Genomic DNA, 14,842 nt, shown 5'->3' with positions numbered 1-14,842 from the left:
GCTGTTCCGCGCCGCCCGCATCGTGGTCGACACCGGCCTCCATCACAAGCGCTGGACGCTGGACGAAGGCGCGCGCTGGATGATGGAAAACGCTGGCCACTCGGAAACCGCCACGCGCCGCGAAGTCGTCCGCTACAGCGTATATCCGGGCCAGGCCTGCAGCTTCAAGGTCGGCGCCAACCGCATCATCGCCGCCCGCGAAGCCGCCCGCAAAACGATGGGCAGCCGCTTCGATATCCGCGGCTTCCACGATCTCGTCCTCCAATCCGGCCCGGTCCCGCTCGCCGTGCTGGAAGCCGCCGTCGCCGAATGGGCGGCCGCATGAAGCCGCCGTCGCGCCGCCACCGGCTGCTGCTGCTGATCCCCTTCATCTGGCAGATCGGCTGCGTGCCGCTGGTCAACGATATCGCGCTGCAACCCTTCGGCCTGCCGTTCCCGATGGTCTGGCAGATGGCCGGCATCCTCATCGCCTCAGCCTGCATCGCCATCGTCCGGCGTCTCGACATCCGCGCCGAAGCGGATACTGGCGAATGATCCTGATCCCATGATTCTGGCTCTCACCCTTGCCATCCTGCTCGGCACCATTGTCGGCGCCACGCTGTACAGCCGCCGTCAGGAAAAGGCCAAGACGATGGCCGATTGGGCAGTTGGCGGCCGCCGCTTCGGCATCCTGATCTTCTGGTTCCTCAATGCCGGCGAGATCTACACCACCTTCGCCGTGCTCGGCATTTCCGGCTTCGCCTGGGCCTATGGTGCACCGGCCTATCTGGCGCTGACCTCGGTGTCGCTGTCGGCGACGCTCGGCTATCTGCTGATGCCGCGCATCTGGGCGGCGGGCAAGGCGCGCAACCTTGTCACCCAGGCCGATTTCTTCGCCGATCATTACCGCGCCACCTGGCTCGGCGTCGTCGTCGGCCTCGCCGGCATCGCCGCGCTCGTCGTCTATGTCCAGATCCAGATCGTCGCCCTGTCGCTGATCGTCCGCCTCACCATCGGCGACGTACCGCCGCTCGCCGCCGCCGGCATCGCCGCGGCGATGATGCTGGCCTTCGTCATCTTCGCCGGCCTGCGCTCGGCGGCGTTCGCCGCCGGGGTCAAGGACATATTGATGCTCGTAATCGTCATCGGCCTGTGCATCACCGTCGCTGGCAAGGTCGGCGCCACCTCGCTGCTCGATGTCTACCGGCTGGCGCAATCGACCTTCCCGGGCATCGGCCGCTTCCCCGGCCTCAACCCGGAGGCCGGCCTGTCCACCACCTGGCTGATGACCTCGGCCTTGAACGTGGCGCTCGGCAACTGGATCCTGCCGCACATGTTCCAGCTCTGCTACGCCGCCGGCAACGCCGACACCATCCGCCGCAACGCCATCTTCCAGCCGCTCTATTCGCTGTCCTATTTCTTCATCATCGCGCTCGGCTTCGCGGCGCTTCTCGCCAACACCCCGGTGCCGGGCGGGGACAGCAATGCCGCCCTGCTCAGCTTCGTCGCCACCAGCTATCCGGCCTGGGTCGTCGGCCTGTTCACCGGCACCGTCTGCCTGCTGGCGCTGGTCCCCGGCTCGGTGCTGCTGCTGACGGCTGGCTCCATCTTCGGCCGCAACGTCGTGCTGCCGCTGAAGCCGGACCTGTCGGACCGGGCGATGCTGCTGGTCTCGCGCGGCTCGATGCTGGCTTTCGCCGCCATCGCCGTCTGGCTGGCGGTCGGTGGCTCACGCAGCCTCGTCGAGATCGGCCTGTCGGCCTATGCCGCCATCGGCATGCTGGCGCCTGGCGTCTTCCTCGCCTTCCTGTGGCCGCGCGCCCAGGCGGTCGGCGTCATGGCCGGCATCGCCACCGGCTATCTGGTGCTGCTCCACCCTGCAGCCACCGACTTCTGGAACCTGCATTTCCCGGAATGGGAGCATGGCCTGCTGGCGATGGCGGTCAACGCCGCCGTCACCATCCTCGTCTGCCTGGTCATGCCTCAGCCGGCGCTGGCTCCGTCTCGTTCCAGCTCCTGAGCTTCGTCTCCAAAATCGTCAGCAGCCGCGCCGGCGCCCCGTCGAGCTGACGCCCGAGCCGGTGGATCAAGCTCAGCGTCGACTGGGTCAGCTCATCGTCCTCCAGCCGCCGCGCCACCAGCGAGCCTTCCTCGATCTCGGCGATCGTCGCCACCCGCGGCAGCACGCAGACCATCCGCCCGCCCTTGGCCACCTCGCGCATCACCGCGATCGAGGTGGTGGTCAGCTTCGGCTCGAGCCAGATATGCGCGCGCTTCTCGGCGGCGTTCAGCGCCTGCCGGATGCGGAAGCCCATCGGCGGCAGCACTAGGTCATGCGCCGCCAGCTCGGCCAGCGTTACCGAGGGCAGAGCGGCCAGCGGATGCGTGGGCTCGCAATGCACCTGCAGCGGCTGCACGATCGAGGCGCGCACCCTGATCTTCGGCTCGCTGGTGGTGTTGAGGATCATCCCGATATGCGCCTCGTCCTCGAGGATCATCCGCTCCACGTCGGAGGTCGAGGCCGCCGTCACCGAGATGGTGATCCCCGGGTTGCGCGTCTGGAACCGCTCGATAACGCCGGTGAACGCCCTGCCCAGAAAGCCTTCGCCCACCGCCAGGTCGACCCGCCCGGACTTGATCTCGCGCAGCTCCTGCAAGCGGTTGGCCAGCGCCTCGCGGCTGGCCAGCTGGTCCTTGTGATGCTGGTGGACCAGCGCCCCCGCCTCGGTCAGCCGGATCGTCCGCCGCCCGCGTTCGATCAGCGGCACCCCCATCTCGGCCTCCAGCTGGGCGATCTGCCGGCTGATCGAGGATACCGCCACCCCGATCTTGTCACTCGCCAGCCGCATTGAGCCGAGATTGGCCGCCTCATAGAAATACTGCATCCTGGTGTCCCAGATCATGCCGCTGCTCATCGCCGACCCCTCCGCCTCTTTGCGCTGCCCGCAACGATAGTATCAAATCGTTGCTCTTGTCTCACAAATCTGCCTGTCGCACAGTCCCCGCAATCCACCTGCGCCCGGCCATCCAGGCCGGTGACGCCAACCAAAATGTCTGGGGGAACCAAGTCTTGGACAGCAAGCGAGGCCGGGTCGACTGGCGCGGTTACATCCCCGCCATCGTCACCCCCTTCACATCCGATGGCGCGCTCGATTTCGCCGGCCTTGGCACCATGCTCGACTGGCTGCACGGCGAGGGCATGCACGGTCTCGTCATCGCCGGCACCACCGGCGAATGGACCAGCCTGACCCCGGACGAGCGCTGCCAGCTGTTCACCGCCGCCGGCCGCCAGCTCGGCCACAAGCTGCCGTTGCTCGCCGGCTGCACCTCGTTCACGGCGCGGGACACTATCGCCTATGCCCGCCACGCCGCCACCGTCGGTTTCCAGGGCATCCTCGTCACCCCGCCGCCCTATCTCCGCCCCGGCGACGACGAGATCCACGGCTTTTATTCGGACATCTCGGCCGAGAGCCCGCTGCCGATCTGCGTCTACAACTGGCCCCCGGGCACCGGCATCGACATGTCGCTGGACCTGCTCGCCCGCCTCGCCGACATCCCCAATGTCGTCGCCATCAAGCAGTCGACCGGTGATCTCCGCCGCTTCGTCGAGGCGTTTTTCGCGCTCAAGGACCAGGTGCTGGTCTTCGGCCACTCGATGGACGAACACGGCCTTCAGCTGCTCCACGCTGCCGGCGGGGACGGCACCATGGGCGCCGGCGCCGTGCTGGGCCGCGTCCATGCCGATTTCTACAATCACCTCTGGGCCGGCGATCTCGACGCCGCGCGCGAATGCGGCCGCAAGGACCGGGTGATCATGGAGCAATGGTACACCACCGATCTGGTTGGTCGCTTCGGCTCCGGCCCGGCGATCCTGAAGGCCGGTCTCAGCGCGCGCGGCGTCCCCGCCGGCTTCGTCCGCCCGCCGCTGCGCGATGTCGCAGCGGAAGACCGCATCAAAATCCGCCAGACCCTGATAGAACTCGGCGCCATCGGGCCGGCCCACGCCAAGCAATCCGCCGCCTGATCCGTTCAGGAAAGGCCTGCGCCATCGCCGATCTGCCCGCACATGCTGATCTCGTCATCGCGGGTGGCGGGCTGATCGGCTGCGCCACGGCCTGGCACATGGCCCGCGCCGGCGCCCGGGTGCTGCTGGTCGAGGCGGCCGAGATCAACGCCGGCGCCTCGGGCCAGAACGCCGGCTCGCTGCACTTCCAGCTCGAACGCCGCTTTCTCGAACAAGGCCCGGCGCTCGCCGAACAGGCCGCCGCCATCGTCGCCCTCAACGCGCTGGCCGTCGAGGACTGGCGCGGCCTGGAGGCGCGTCTCGGCGCCGACCTGCACGTCGTCATGACCGGCGGCCTGATGGTCGCCGAAACCCCGGCCGAAGTGGCGCTGCTGGAGGCCAAAGCCGCGCTGGAGGCCAGCCACGGCCTCTACACGCGGCTGATCGACGGCGACGCCGCCCGCGCGCTCTGCCCGGCACTGGCCCCCCACATCCTCGCCGCCTGTCACGCGCCCGACGAAGGCCATGCCGACCCGCGCAACGTCACCGTGGCGCTGGCGGCCGCCGCCCGCGCCGCCGGCGCCACGCTCGCCAGCCACACCTCGCTCGTCGCCATCGAGCGCCAGCCCGGCGGCTACCGCCTGTCACTGGAGACGCCGCAGGGCCGGCGCACCGTCACCACCCGCCAGCTGCTGATCGCCGCCGGCGCCTGGACCGCCGATCTCGCCCGCCTCGCCAATCTTCACATCCCGCTCTATCCGGTGGCGCTGCAGATGAACGTCACCGAGCGGGTGCCGCCCTGCCTCGGCCAGCTGATCCAGCATGTCGGCCGCCGCCTGTCGATGAAGCAGGCGCATGCCGGCAATATCCTCATCGGCGGCGGCTGGCCGGCGCGGCTGGCGCTGACGCCGGGCGGCGGCTTCGATCCGCGCCGCCGCGCCGAGATCCGCCCGGAATCGCTGATCGCCAACCTCCGCGCCGCCGCCGACACCGTGCCGATGGTTGCGGACCTGCCGCTAATCCGCACCTGGACCGGCATCACCGCGATCAGCGCCGATCAGCTGCCGATCGTCGGCGAGGTGCCGTCGATGCCCGGCCTCTATGTCGCCGCCGGCGGTTCGGCGTTCACGCTCGGCCCCAGCTTCGCCCGGCTGCTGGCCGGCGCCATGGCCGGCAAGCCCGATCCGCGCCTCGCCATCGTCGCGCCCGAGCGCTTCAACCATCTCAATAGCTTCATGGGCCAAGCCGTTGGAGGAAAAGCCTGATGCGTATCGCCGGCATCGAGCGCGGCGCGCTGCTCACCGTCTCTATCGACGGTGCACCCGTCCCCGGCCATGACGGCGAGACCGTCGCCACCGTCATGCTCGCCGCCGGGCTGACGTTCCGGACCGACACGCGCGGCGCCCCGCGCGGCCTCTGGTGCAACATGGGCAGCTGCGGCGAATGCACGGTCGCCATCGACGGCATCCGCCAGCGCGCCTGCCTGGTCGCGGCGCGAGACGGCATGACGGTCACCACCCGCCATGGCTGAGGTCGTCATCATCGGCGGCGGCCCGGCCGGCCAGTCGGCGGCGCTGGCGCTCGCGGACCATGGCATCGGCTGCACGGTGCTGGACGAGCAGCAGCGCCCCGGCGGCCAGATCCTCCGCCAGCCGCCGCGCGCCTTCCATGTCCCGCGCTGGCTGCCGGGCCGCAGCTATGCGGCGCTCAAGGCCCGGCTCGCCGCCTTCGAGGCGTTGGCCGTGTTCAAGGCGGGCCAATCGGTCCTCGGCGTCCGTGCCGTCGACAGCGGCTTCGAGGTGCTGACCAGTGACGGCACACGCACCGCCAGCCATGTCCTCATCGCCGGCGGCTGCATGGATCTGGCCGTGCCGCTGCCGGGCTGGACGCTGCCCGGTGTCATGGCCGCCGGCGGCCTGCAGGCGTTCATCAAGGCGCAGGGGCTGGTGCCCGGCAAGCGCATCCTGCTCGCCGGCACCCATCCGTTGATGCTGCTGGTCGCCGAGCAGGTCCGCGCTGCCGGCGGCACCGTTGCCGCCGTCGCCTTCGCCCAGCCGCGCGCTGCCATGGTCGGCGCGCTCGCCGCCCATCCGCTGGCCGCTGCCACCGGCCTTTCCACCCTCGCCCAGGCCGGCGCCGCCTATGCCCGGCTGGTCGCCGCCGGCATCCCCATCCGCTTCGCCAGTCCGCTTGCGGCCATCGACGGGCAGCGCAGGGGGGAGGCCGCCCGCTTCGCCGATGGCCAGCGTATCGCCGCCGACACCATCGGCCTCTGCTATGGTTTTATCCCGCAGTCGGACCTGCCGCGCGCTGCCGGTGCCGCCGTGCGCCCGGCCGGCCCGGCCGGCGGCTGGGCCACGGTCCATGATGACTGGCAGCAGTCGAGCCTGCCCGGCCTATTCATCGCCGGGGAGACCGGCGGCGTCGCCGGTGCCGTCGCCGCCATGGCCTCGGGCAGCCTCGCCGGACTCGGCATCGCCCGCGCCATCGGCCATATGGTCAATGCGGACAAGACCCGCGCTGCGCTCGCCCGCGCCCGCCGTTTCGCCGCCCTGCTCGATGCTGCTGCCGATCCGCGCCCCTGGTTCCCGGCCCCCAATGCCGAGACGCTGATCTGCCGCTGCGAGGATGTCAGCCTCGCCGCGCTCGAGGCCGCCCGCGCCCATGGCAGCAGCGCCAATGCCCTCAAGCTGGTCAGCCGCTGCGGCATGGGCCTGTGCCAGGGCCGCAATTGCGAGCCCAGCGTGTTGCGGCTGTTCGGCGATGCCGATCGGAAGGGCGGCGACCCCGGCTTCACCGCCCGCTTCCCCGCGCGGCCGGTCGGCATCGCCGAACTCTTGCGGCAACGGCAATGATCTTTCGCTGGAATGGCTTGGCCTGCTGCGCCACTCTGTCCCCAAAGGAGTCCCATGCATGACCATGCCCCGCATCCTCGCCGTCGACCATGTCAGCTGGACGGTGCCCGACCTCGAGGCCGCGCTCGGCTTCTATGTCGGCGTGCTCGGCGCCACCGAGCTGTGGCGGATGGGGCCGATCGATGCGGCCGACATCCCGGTCGGCGACGATGGCCGGGACTGGATGGAAAGCCATGTCGGCGTCCCCGGCGCGCGGCTCACGCTGGTCATGCTCAAGCTCACAGACAACATGAACTTTCAGCTGGTACAATATGATAAACCAGATGATCGCCGGCGCGAACTGCCGCGCAATTGCGATGTCGGCGGCCACCATTTGGCGCTGCGGGTCGAGGATGTCGATGCGACCTGCGCCTGGCTCGCCAGCCATGGCTGCACGATCCTCGACACCATCCACATCACCGAAGGTCCGCTCGCCGGCAAGAAGAACGTCTATGCCCGCGATCCCTTCGGCAACAGCCTCGAAATCGTCGACTGAGGAGCCACGCCATGACCAACAGCCGTTTGAACCCGCCCGCGCTCTATGACAGCCTCGCCTATGGATTCAGCCATGCCGCCATCCAGACCGGCGGCCGCACCCTCCACCTCGCCGGTCAGGTCGGCTGGGACAAGGAGGGCAACCTCGTCGGCCCCGGCGATCTCGCCGCCCAGACCCGTCAGGCGCTGGCCAACCTCCGCGCCGTCCTCGAAGCGGCCGGCGCCACCCCCGCCGATATTGTCCGCCTGCGCACCTATGTCGTCGATCACTCGCCAGACAAGCTCGGCCCGGTGCTCGGCGAAGTCGCCGCCTTCTTCGGCGACACCATGCCTTCGCCCAACACCTTCATCGGTGTCGCGGCGCTGGCGCTCCCGGATTTTCTGATTGAAATCGAGGCGACTGCGGCGCTGTCTTGAGAAGTGGCCTCCGGCCGCTGGGGCCTCAGGCCCCAGACCCCAGACCCCAAGTTTAGGACCATGCCCAATTAATGGGGTCTGGGGCCTCAGGCCCCAGCCGCCGGAGGCATTCTAACTCCGACAGGCAAAGCCCCGGTTGGTCAGCCCGCACTCCGCCCGCTGCCCGCCGCGGTTGAAGCCGATGCTGGTGGCGGCGAGGCGGCTGGTGACGTCTGCGACGGTGCGCACCGGCTGGCCGTTCAACGTCTCGATGATGTCCCCGGGCTTGAGATAGCCGTAGCGCGCGGCGGGGGCGCCGCCGAGGATCTGGACGACAACGACGCCCTTTTCCGGCAGGCCGGCGCCAAGTTCCTGGGCATAGGCGGGGGAGAGGTTGGCGACGGTGACGCCGGCGAGGATGCCCTGGCCGGTGATGGGGGTCAGCTGGCGCGGCGGGGTCTCCGGCGGGGCGGCGAGGGTGACACGGACCGTGCGCTCCTGCCCGGCGCGGAGGAGCACGACCTCGAGGGTGCGGCCGACGCCCTCGGTGGCCAGCGAGTAGCGGAGCTGGCCGCCATCGGCGACCTCCTTGCCGTCGACGGTGCGCAGCACGTCGCCGGTGCGGATATCGGCCTTGGCGGCCGGGCTGCCGGGGTTGACGGCGGTGACCAGCAGGCCGCCGGGGCGATCGAGCCCGGCGAGGCGGGCGCTGTCGGCGGTCAGCGGCTCGCCTTCCAGGCCGATCCAGCCGGAGACCAGCTTGCCGGTGTCGGCCGCCGCAAGAAACACCCGCAACATCTTGGAAGGAATGGCAAAGCCGATTCCCTGCGAGCCGCCGGAGCGGGAGAAGATGGCGGTATTGATGCCGATCAGCCGGCCCTGGGCATCGAGCAGCGCGCCGCCGGAGTTGCCGGGGTTGATGGCGGCGTCGGTCTGGATGAAGAACTGCCAGTCGGAAATGCCGAGCCCGGTGCGGGCGACGGCGGAGACAATGCCGGTGGTGACGGTCTGGCCGACGCCGAACGGGTTGCCGATGGCGATGGTGATGTCGCCGACTTCGGCGCGGTCTGAATCGCCCATGCGGATCACCGGGATCTGCGCGCCTTCGGTCTCGATCTTGAGCAGCGCCAGGTCGAGCCGGGCATCGGCGAAGACCAGCTTGGCCGGGAATTCGCGCCGGTCAGCCAGAGATACAAGGATCTGGTCAGCGCCGGCGACGACGTGATTGTTGGTGACGACATAGCCGTCCCCGGCGACGATGACGCCGGAGCCGAGCGACTGCTGGACGCGCGGCTGCGGCTGCGCGCCGCCGAAGAACTGGCGGTAAAAAGGATCGTTCATCAACGCGTTGTTCTGTTTCTCTACCTTCGCAGTGTAGATGTTGACCACGGCTGGTGCAGCCGACTTGACCACCGGAGCGAACGAGGCGGTGACCTGGCCCTGGCCGGTGGGGGCAACGCGGACGATCGGCGTGGTGTCCATTTCCGGCAGCGAGGCGGTGACGCCCTTGGCGCCCGGCCCGGCGCCCTGCAGGGCGAGCGCGGCGCCGGTGACGAGGCCGAGCATGGTGCCACCGATGATCTTGTATCTGGTCTTCATGTCTGTCCCTGTTTGCCCTGGCGGTGCGGCTGGCATGGCGTGGTGGCCCTGAAGGATGAATGAATGGCGATGTGGGATTGCCAGGGCCGTTTACAAGACCGGCCTATCCTGAAAATACTTCAGACAATAATACATCTTCCATCTTCAACACATTGTAATAATGCGGGAACAACGCGCCGCCGCGCGAGGGCTCCCAGCGCAGGTACGTCCCCAGTGTGTCGATGTCGAAGCCGATCGCCATCAGCCCCGGCACGTCGGCGAACCATTTGGCGGCGGTGGCTTTGGCCTGTTCGGGGGTACTGAGGTGGATATAGCCATCGCGCAGATCGTCGGGCGAGCCGGCGAACCGGCCGCTGGCCTGGAACTCGGCCCATTCTTGAGGGCGCAGCAGCTTGAGCACGATCATTTCTCGGCCTTGCGGATAGGGACGGGGACGTTGCAGAGATCGATGGTGCCGGCCGGGCGGACGAAGAAGCTGCCGCGGTTGGCGCGGGCGTGCTTGTAGGCCTGGAAGCTGGCGCTGGCGGTGTCCAGATATTCATAGCGCGTGTCAGCCGGCATCGGGAACGCCTTGATTATCGGAATATTCTCGGCCTCGCTTTCATAGGTGCCGAGCGGGCCGGTGCCGCGCGGCAGGCTGGCGTGCTCGGCGAAGCCGTCGATGATCCGGCCGACGATGGAGAGGTTGCGGTCGAGGTGGCGTGGGGCGTGGCCGATGACCGCGTAGAGCTCCGTCGCGTCGCCGACGTCCGGCGGCATGTCGCGGCCGACGCCGACGGTCGCATAGCAATGCACCGGCCAGACCCGGCCGGAGGCGCGGGCCACCGGCCATCCATCGATGAATCCGGCCTCGCCGAACGCGTCCGAATGGCCGAGCGGGGTGAATTTCAGGCCGGTCTCGGGCCGTTCATAGGCGGTTTCGGGACCGATCGGGGCAGTTTTGGTCCCTTTTCGGACACGCCATTGCACGACATAATTGTCCTGGACGCGGGTGATCGCGCCGTTATCGAAACTTTTTTCGAATATCAGCGCTTTTAACGCCGCAACATGGGCCGGCGAAAACGCCGGCGCCAGCTGCATCACCATCGTCCCGCGCGGGGTCTGGAAGCCGATCAACTCGCCGGCCGGGATCGGTCGCCAGTCGCTGTCCGGCGCCGCCGCCAGCACCTCGCCGGGCTCCGGATTGGCGGCGGCGAGCAGCAGCGCGACGGCTGCAATCATTCGGGCTCGAACTCCAGCGCCAGGCCGTTGATGCAGTGGCGCTGGCCGGTGGGCTGGGGGCCATCGGGGAAGATATGGCCGAGATGGCCCTTGCAGTTGGCGCAATGGACCTCGGTGCGGGTCATGCCGTGGCTGGTGTCGGTGGTGGTCTCGACGGCGCCGTCCTCGGCCTGCCAGAAGCTCGGCCAGCCGCTGCCGCTGTTGTACTTGGTGCCAGCCCGGTAGAGCAGGGTGCCGCAGCCGGCGCAGTGATAGTCGCCGGCGCGCTTCTCGTCGTTCAACGGCGAGGTGAACGGGCGCTCGGTGGCGTGTTCGCGGAGCACGGCGTGCTGGGCGGGGGTGAGGGGCTTTTCGGTCATGGGTGTTCCTTCAACAGGGGGCTGTGGAGGGCATCGAGGGCGCCTTGCAGGATCCAGCTGGCGGCGAGACGGTCGACGCGTTCGGCGCGCCGCGCGCGGCTGAGGTCCTCTGCGATCATCGCGCGTTCGACGGCCTGGGTGCTCCAGCGTTCATCCCACAACAGCAGCGGCAAGGCCAGAGGGGCGAGATTGCGGGCGAACGCCCGGACCGACTGGGTGCGCGGACTGTCCGACCCGTCCATGCTCAGCGGCAGGCCAACAACGAGGCCGGCGATCCGCTCGCGGGCGACAAAGGCCTTCAGGGCGTCGAGATCGGCGCCGAACTTGGCCCTGGCGATGGTGCTGTGCGGCGAGGCGAACGACCAGCCGGCGTCGCAGGTGGCGAGGCCGATGGTCTTGGTGCCCGGATCGAGCCCGGCAAGGCGGCCCTGCGCCGGCAGTGCGGCGGCGAAATCGGCGGCGCTGCTGGTGATCAATCGACCGCTTCCACCTCTGATGGGGCCATGCTCGCCTCGGCGAAGGCGCCGGCGCGGCGCTCGACATCGGCGCGGAGATTGGCCCAGAACATCGGGAAATCATAGACATGGAAGTTGTTGCCCGGCAGGATGAAGGCGCTGAACTCGGCCGGGGGCTCGCCGATCGACAGAACGCCCGAGGGCAGGCAACGGGCGCCGAGGCCGCGCGGGACGAGGCTGCCGCCGGTGAAATCCAGATTGGGGACCAGGCTGCCGAGGTTCTGGTCGGCGGAGACGGCGCGGCCCAGCGTGTCCCCGGACAGCGGGTTGGTGCAGAGCATGGTGGTGCCGGCGCGGAGACGGCCGGTGAAGCCGGTTCCCTTGTCAAAGACCTCCTGTATCTCCTTGAAATCCATCGGTTCGGCAAAGCTCTGCCAGGTCAGCAGGCAGCCGGTCTGGGCCTCGCTGGCGCAGGCGGGGAGGCCGAGCGCCGGCAAATCGGCTTCCACCGACAGCGGCCAGCCCGGTGCATAGACGGCGATCACGCGGGCGGCGAGCGGCGTGCCGGCGATTTTTTCCTTCAGCAGCCGATAGAGGTGCAGGCTGCCCTGGCTGTGCCCGGCCAGCACCAGCGGCCGGTCGATGGGCTGGGCGGCGATGAAGGCATCGAAGGCGGCGGCGACGTCGCCATAGGCAAGGTCGATGGCCTGGGCAGCTTCCGGCTTGTCCGACAGGAAGGCGCCGAACACCGCCTGGCGGTAGCGCGGCGACCAGATTTCGCCGATGCCGTTGAAGATGCTGGCCTGGAGGCGGAGGAACTTGTCCCGCTGCTCCGACGACTTCGGATCCGCGATGTCGCGGTTCCAGCGGTCCCGATCGAAGGCGCTGGTGGGGGCGACGAAGAATATCGCGATGGCCGGGCGCGGGGCGGCGCTATAGCCTTCCGGTGTCCAGCGGGCGGGATCGTCGATGCGCTTGGGGTGGCTGGCCCAGGATTTGACCTCGGCATAGTCCGGACGCGGGCCGGCGCCGGTGGCGGCGAAGGGGGCAGAGGGGACGAGAGCGGCGCGCATGATCTGCACGCCGAACAGCCAGTAGCCGATCAACCCCGCGATGACGAGGATGATGAGGATGGCGATGACCCAGAGGAAGCGGCGTGCGAGCATGGCCCCTGTCTAGCAGGGCGCGGGGCGGATGGGATGAGGTTTTTTGGCCCGGCGCTTGCGTTTGGCGATGGGGCGGGCGAGGCTTGGCCGATGATCATGGTGAGCCGGTTCGAGACGCCGCTGGGGCGGCTGCTGATTGCTAGCCGGGGCGACGGCGTGGTGGTGGCGATGGACTTCGAGGATTTCGAAGCGCGGTTCCGCGAGCGGCTGGGGCGTGACCATGGCGAGTCGGCCGAGGGGGAGGTGCCCCAGGCCGTCGGCGCGGCGCTGGCGCGCTATTTTGGCGGCGATGTCGGGGCGCTCGGTGGGGTGGCAGCGGCGCCGGCGGGGAGCGAGTTCCAGCAGCGGGTGTGGGCGGCGCTGCGGGCAATTCCGGCCGGCGAGACGCGCAGCTATGGCGAGATTGCCCGCGTGCTGGGGCAGACGGGGGCATCGCGGGCGGTGGGTCTGGCCAACGGCCGCAACCCGGTGGCGCTGGTCATCCCCTGCCACCGGGTGATCGGCGGCGGCGGTGGGCTGACCGGCTATGCCGGGGGGATGGAGCGCAAGGCCTGGCTGCTGCGGCATGAGGGGGCAATGGCGGCGTTGCTGTTGTGACGGGCGTGTGGCCGATTGGGTGACAACCCTGCTTGAATGAGGGTTGCGGATTGAGGGTTCAAAGCGCGTGCGAAGCCTGTCAGTCTGACGGGACTTAGGGGGGTGGGATATTCATGCGCGTCTGGATTGTGTTTGTGTTGCTTGTCCTCGCAGGGCCGGCGCGGGCGGAATGGCTGGTGGCGGAGACCGAGCATTTCCGGCTGCATGCGCAGACCAGTGAAAAGGTGATCCGCGAGCGGGCGGCGCTGCTGGAGGATTATCGGAGCCTGTTGCGGGCGATGACCAGCAGGCCGCGCGGCGAGGGGCCGGCGGAGCCCAAGCTCGACATTTACATGGTGCGGCGTATCGGCGAGGCGCGGCCTTTCAGTACGGTGCCGTCGAGCATTGCCGGCTTTTACCGGGCCGAGCCGGGGGGTGTGGTGGCCTATGCCGAGACCGGCGAACTCGGGCTGGCGACGCTGCTGCACGAATATGCCCATCATTTCATGCTGGCATCGGGCGCTGCCGCCTATCCGGCCTGGTATGTGGAAGGCTTTGCCGAATATTTCATGACGGCGACCTTCAAGCCCGAACGTATCCAGCTTGGCCTGCACAACGTGTTGCGCGCGGCGTGGCTGGTAAACGGGATATGGCTGCCGCTCGATCGGGTCCTTGCCAGGCAGGTGCGGACCAACAGCCGGCAAGAGAATGCGATGTTCTACGCGCAGAGCTGGGCGATGACTCATTTTCTGTTCCGCGCCGATGGCCAACTGGAAAAGCTGAACGCCTATCTGGCGGCGGTGGGCAGGGGCGGTGATCCGGTCGACGCGTTCAAGGCCCATGTCAGTCCCGACCTGAACGCCTTTCAGTCCCAGATCAAAGCCTATCTGTACAATGGCAAGATGAATTACACGCAGTTCAAACGATCGGCGGCGACGCCGGCATCGGTGAAGGTGCGCCGGCTTTCGCCGGCAGCCGACGACCTTTTGCTGCCTTTGGCCGAGCTGGAACTGGAGATGCCCGGTTCACCGCATCGCGACAGGGCTGTCGACATTATCGGCCAGGCGGCGGCCCGGCACCCGGGCGACCCGATGGCCGAGCGGGCACTGGCGCTGCTGGCGCTTCGGTTCGGCAAGCGCGAGGAGGCGGCTCGGCGGCTCGATGCGATGCTCGAAAGCCAGCCGGACGATGCGAGGCTGTTGTTGTGGCGAGCCGAGGCGACGCCGCAGGACGATGACGACGGCGCGACACAGGCGCGGCGCTATCTGGTGCGCAGCTACAAGGCCAACCCCGAGGACTGGCGGACGTTGTGGGCCTATGCGCTGGCGCGCGGATCACGCACGCGGACGCTTAGCGAAAACGACCTGAATGTGCTGATCATGGCCTGGGAGCTGGCGCCGCAAGTGGGCGTCGTCGCCATCGATCTGGCGATTGCCTATGTGCATGCCGATCGGCTGGATGTGGCGGCGCATGTGCTGGGGCCGGTGGCGCATGATCCGCATGGGCGCGGCATGAGCCCTTTTGCCCAGCGGTTGCTGGCGGCGGCCGAAGGCGGGGACCGGGCCGGGTTCTTGGCGCTGATGCGCGGGGGACCGGAAGCGGAAGCGGAAGAGGGCGAGGTCGACGGGTGACGACAGGCGTTGGCGCTGCGTGAGCGGGGGCTGCTTTCGGAGGCTGTGAGCCCCTCCCTAATCCTTGA

At 68.7% G+C, this 14,842-nt stretch carries 18 protein-coding genes; 11 read left to right on the top strand and 7 right to left on the bottom strand.

Going from position 1 to position 14,842, the window contains the following annotated elements; translation table 11 throughout:
- The 3 genes from ACTIFJ_RS09060 to ACTIFJ_RS09050 form a co-directional block, all read left to right on the top strand.
- Nucleotides 1-325 (top strand): DUF885 family protein (locus ACTIFJ_RS09060; protein WP_439533780.1); only part of this gene is annotated, 325 nt, incomplete at its 5' end.
- Complete coding sequence (locus ACTIFJ_RS09055) at nucleotides 322-534, top strand: DUF3311 domain-containing protein (RefSeq protein WP_439533779.1); 213 nt, start codon at nucleotides 322-324, stop codon at nucleotides 532-534. The genes ACTIFJ_RS09060 and ACTIFJ_RS09055, both read left to right, overlap by 4 nt.
- 10 nt (nucleotides 535-544) lie before the next feature.
- Nucleotides 545-1,999, top strand: a complete 1,455-nt coding sequence (locus tag ACTIFJ_RS09050) for a sodium:solute symporter family protein (protein ID WP_439533778.1) — start codon at nucleotides 545-547, stop codon at nucleotides 1,997-1,999.
- Here ACTIFJ_RS09050 and ACTIFJ_RS09045 read toward each other — a convergent pair.
- Entirely contained in the window at nucleotides 1,956-2,894 is a 939-nt protein-coding gene (locus tag ACTIFJ_RS09045; RefSeq protein WP_439533777.1) for a LysR family transcriptional regulator, read from the bottom strand. The two genes, ACTIFJ_RS09050 and ACTIFJ_RS09045, sit on opposite strands and share 44 nt — an antisense overlap.
- Nucleotides 2,895-3,049: 155 nt before the next feature.
- Here ACTIFJ_RS09045 and ACTIFJ_RS09040 point away from each other — a divergent pair, with 155 nt between their 5' ends.
- The 6 genes from ACTIFJ_RS09040 to ACTIFJ_RS09015 all read left to right on the top strand — a co-directional run bounded on the left by ACTIFJ_RS09040 (nucleotide 3,050) and on the right by ACTIFJ_RS09015 (nucleotide 7,788).
- Complete coding sequence (locus ACTIFJ_RS09040; RefSeq protein ID WP_439533776.1) at nucleotides 3,050-4,003, top strand: dihydrodipicolinate synthase family protein; 954 nt, start codon at nucleotides 3,050-3,052, stop codon at nucleotides 4,001-4,003.
- Nucleotides 4,004-4,101: 98 nt separating this feature from the next.
- Nucleotides 4,102-5,247 (top strand): NAD(P)/FAD-dependent oxidoreductase, encoded by a 1,146-nt coding sequence (locus ACTIFJ_RS09035; RefSeq protein ID WP_439533775.1) that lies wholly within the window; start codon nucleotides 4,102-4,104, stop codon nucleotides 5,245-5,247.
- On the top strand, nucleotides 5,247-5,513 hold the full coding sequence (locus tag ACTIFJ_RS09030) for a (2Fe-2S)-binding protein (protein WP_439533774.1): 267 nt from the start codon (nucleotides 5,247-5,249) through the stop codon (nucleotides 5,511-5,513). The genes ACTIFJ_RS09035 and ACTIFJ_RS09030 overlap by 1 nt, the downstream gene beginning before the upstream one ends.
- Nucleotides 5,506-6,837, top strand: a complete 1,332-nt coding sequence (locus ACTIFJ_RS09025) for an FAD-dependent oxidoreductase (RefSeq protein ID WP_439533773.1) — start codon at nucleotides 5,506-5,508, stop codon at nucleotides 6,835-6,837. The genes ACTIFJ_RS09030 and ACTIFJ_RS09025 overlap by 8 nt, the downstream gene beginning before the upstream one ends.
- A 58-nt stretch (nucleotides 6,838-6,895) precedes the next feature.
- A complete protein-coding gene (locus ACTIFJ_RS09020; protein ID WP_439533772.1) occupies nucleotides 6,896-7,372 on the top strand; it encodes a VOC family protein in 477 nt (158 codons plus the stop codon).
- Nucleotides 7,373-7,383: 11 nt separating this feature from the next.
- A complete protein-coding gene (locus ACTIFJ_RS09015; RefSeq protein WP_439533771.1) occupies nucleotides 7,384-7,788 on the top strand; it encodes a RidA family protein in 405 nt (134 codons plus the stop codon).
- Between the two features lie 111 nt (nucleotides 7,789-7,899).
- Here the strand turns inward: ACTIFJ_RS09015 and ACTIFJ_RS09010 are convergent, their stop codons facing one another.
- The 6 genes from ACTIFJ_RS09010 to ACTIFJ_RS08985 all read right to left on the bottom strand — a co-directional run bounded on the left by ACTIFJ_RS09010 (nucleotide 7,900) and on the right by ACTIFJ_RS08985 (nucleotide 12,567).
- On the bottom strand, nucleotides 7,900-9,366 hold the full coding sequence (locus ACTIFJ_RS09010) for a Do family serine endopeptidase (protein WP_439533770.1): 1,467 nt from the start codon (nucleotides 9,364-9,366) through the stop codon (nucleotides 7,900-7,902).
- Between the two features lie 103 nt (nucleotides 9,367-9,469).
- Nucleotides 9,470-9,772, bottom strand: a complete 303-nt coding sequence (locus ACTIFJ_RS09005; RefSeq protein WP_439533769.1) for a DUF952 domain-containing protein — start codon at nucleotides 9,770-9,772, stop codon at nucleotides 9,470-9,472.
- The gene (locus ACTIFJ_RS09000; RefSeq protein WP_439533768.1) at nucleotides 9,769-10,587 is read right to left on the bottom strand and encodes a peptidylprolyl isomerase; all 819 of its coding nucleotides are present in this window, start codon (nucleotides 10,585-10,587) and stop codon (nucleotides 9,769-9,771) included. The genes ACTIFJ_RS09005 and ACTIFJ_RS09000 overlap by 4 nt, the downstream gene beginning before the upstream one ends.
- A complete protein-coding gene (msrB, locus tag ACTIFJ_RS08995; protein WP_439533767.1) occupies nucleotides 10,584-10,946 on the bottom strand; it encodes a peptide-methionine (R)-S-oxide reductase MsrB in 363 nt (120 codons plus the stop codon). Before msrB ends, ACTIFJ_RS09000 begins: the two co-directional genes overlap by 4 nt.
- Entirely contained in the window at nucleotides 10,943-11,422 is a 480-nt protein-coding gene (ruvX, locus tag ACTIFJ_RS08990; RefSeq protein ID WP_439533766.1) for a Holliday junction resolvase RuvX, read from the bottom strand. Before ruvX ends, msrB begins: the two co-directional genes overlap by 4 nt.
- Nucleotides 11,419-12,567 (bottom strand): DUF3089 domain-containing protein, encoded by a 1,149-nt coding sequence (locus ACTIFJ_RS08985; RefSeq protein WP_439533765.1) that lies wholly within the window; start codon nucleotides 12,565-12,567, stop codon nucleotides 11,419-11,421. The genes ruvX and ACTIFJ_RS08985 overlap by 4 nt, the downstream gene beginning before the upstream one ends.
- Before the next feature lie 90 nt (nucleotides 12,568-12,657).
- Between ACTIFJ_RS08985 and ACTIFJ_RS08980 the strand changes: the two genes are divergently transcribed.
- Together ACTIFJ_RS08980 and ACTIFJ_RS08975 are read left to right on the top strand one after the other, a co-directional pair.
- Entirely contained in the window at nucleotides 12,658-13,164 is a 507-nt protein-coding gene (locus ACTIFJ_RS08980; RefSeq protein WP_439533764.1) for a methylated-DNA--[protein]-cysteine S-methyltransferase, read from the top strand.
- Nucleotides 13,165-13,277: 113 nt separating this feature from the next.
- The gene (locus tag ACTIFJ_RS08975) at nucleotides 13,278-14,774 is read left to right on the top strand and encodes a DUF1570 domain-containing protein (RefSeq protein ID WP_439533763.1); all 1,497 of its coding nucleotides are present in this window, start codon (nucleotides 13,278-13,280) and stop codon (nucleotides 14,772-14,774) included.
- Nucleotides 14,775-14,842 lie beyond the last annotated feature (68 nt).

Origin of the sequence: Polymorphobacter sp. (assembly GCF_051860865.1) — a bacterium.
Lineage (GTDB): Bacteria > Pseudomonadota > Alphaproteobacteria > Sphingomonadales > Sphingomonadaceae > Sandarakinorhabdus.
The sequence above is the reverse complement of the archived record's forward strand: the minus strand, read 5'-3'. Positions and strand labels throughout refer to the sequence as shown.

What these genes read in the sequence shown, in the direction of transcription:
- ACTIFJ_RS09055 (WP_439533779.1), top strand. Translation starts at nt 322, where the DNA reads ATGAAGCCGCCGTCGCGCCGCCACCGGCTGCTGCTGCTGATCCCCTTC.
- ACTIFJ_RS09050 (WP_439533778.1), top strand. Translation starts at nt 545, where the DNA reads ATGATTCTGGCTCTCACCCTTGCCATCCTGCTCGGCACCATTGTCGGC.
- ACTIFJ_RS09045 (WP_439533777.1), bottom strand. Translation starts at nt 2,894, where the DNA reads ATGAGCAGCGGCATGATCTGGGACACCAGGATGCAGTATTTCTATGAG.
- ACTIFJ_RS09035 (WP_439533775.1), top strand. Translation starts at nt 4,102, where the DNA reads ATGGCCCGCGCCGGCGCCCGGGTGCTGCTGGTCGAGGCGGCCGAGATC.
- ACTIFJ_RS09030 (WP_439533774.1), top strand. Translation starts at nt 5,247, where the DNA reads ATGCGTATCGCCGGCATCGAGCGCGGCGCGCTGCTCACCGTCTCTATC.
- ACTIFJ_RS09025 (WP_439533773.1), top strand. Translation starts at nt 5,506, where the DNA reads ATGGCTGAGGTCGTCATCATCGGCGGCGGCCCGGCCGGCCAGTCGGCG.
- ACTIFJ_RS09020 (WP_439533772.1), top strand. Translation starts at nt 6,896, where the DNA reads ATGACCATGCCCCGCATCCTCGCCGTCGACCATGTCAGCTGGACGGTG.
- ACTIFJ_RS09015 (WP_439533771.1), top strand. Translation starts at nt 7,384, where the DNA reads ATGACCAACAGCCGTTTGAACCCGCCCGCGCTCTATGACAGCCTCGCC.
- ACTIFJ_RS09010 (WP_439533770.1), bottom strand. Translation starts at nt 9,366, where the DNA reads ATGAAGACCAGATACAAGATCATCGGTGGCACCATGCTCGGCCTCGTC.
- ACTIFJ_RS09005 (WP_439533769.1), bottom strand. Translation starts at nt 9,772, where the DNA reads ATGATCGTGCTCAAGCTGCTGCGCCCTCAAGAATGGGCCGAGTTCCAG.
- ACTIFJ_RS09000 (WP_439533768.1), bottom strand. Translation starts at nt 10,587, where the DNA reads ATGATTGCAGCCGTCGCGCTGCTGCTCGCCGCCGCCAATCCGGAGCCC.
- msrB (WP_439533767.1), bottom strand. Translation starts at nt 10,946, where the DNA reads ATGACCGAAAAGCCCCTCACCCCCGCCCAGCACGCCGTGCTCCGCGAA.
- ACTIFJ_RS08985 (WP_439533765.1), bottom strand. Translation starts at nt 12,567, where the DNA reads ATGCTCGCACGCCGCTTCCTCTGGGTCATCGCCATCCTCATCATCCTC.
- ACTIFJ_RS08980 (WP_439533764.1), top strand. Translation starts at nt 12,658, where the DNA reads ATGATCATGGTGAGCCGGTTCGAGACGCCGCTGGGGCGGCTGCTGATT.
- ACTIFJ_RS08975 (WP_439533763.1), top strand. Translation starts at nt 13,278, where the DNA reads ATGCGCGTCTGGATTGTGTTTGTGTTGCTTGTCCTCGCAGGGCCGGCG.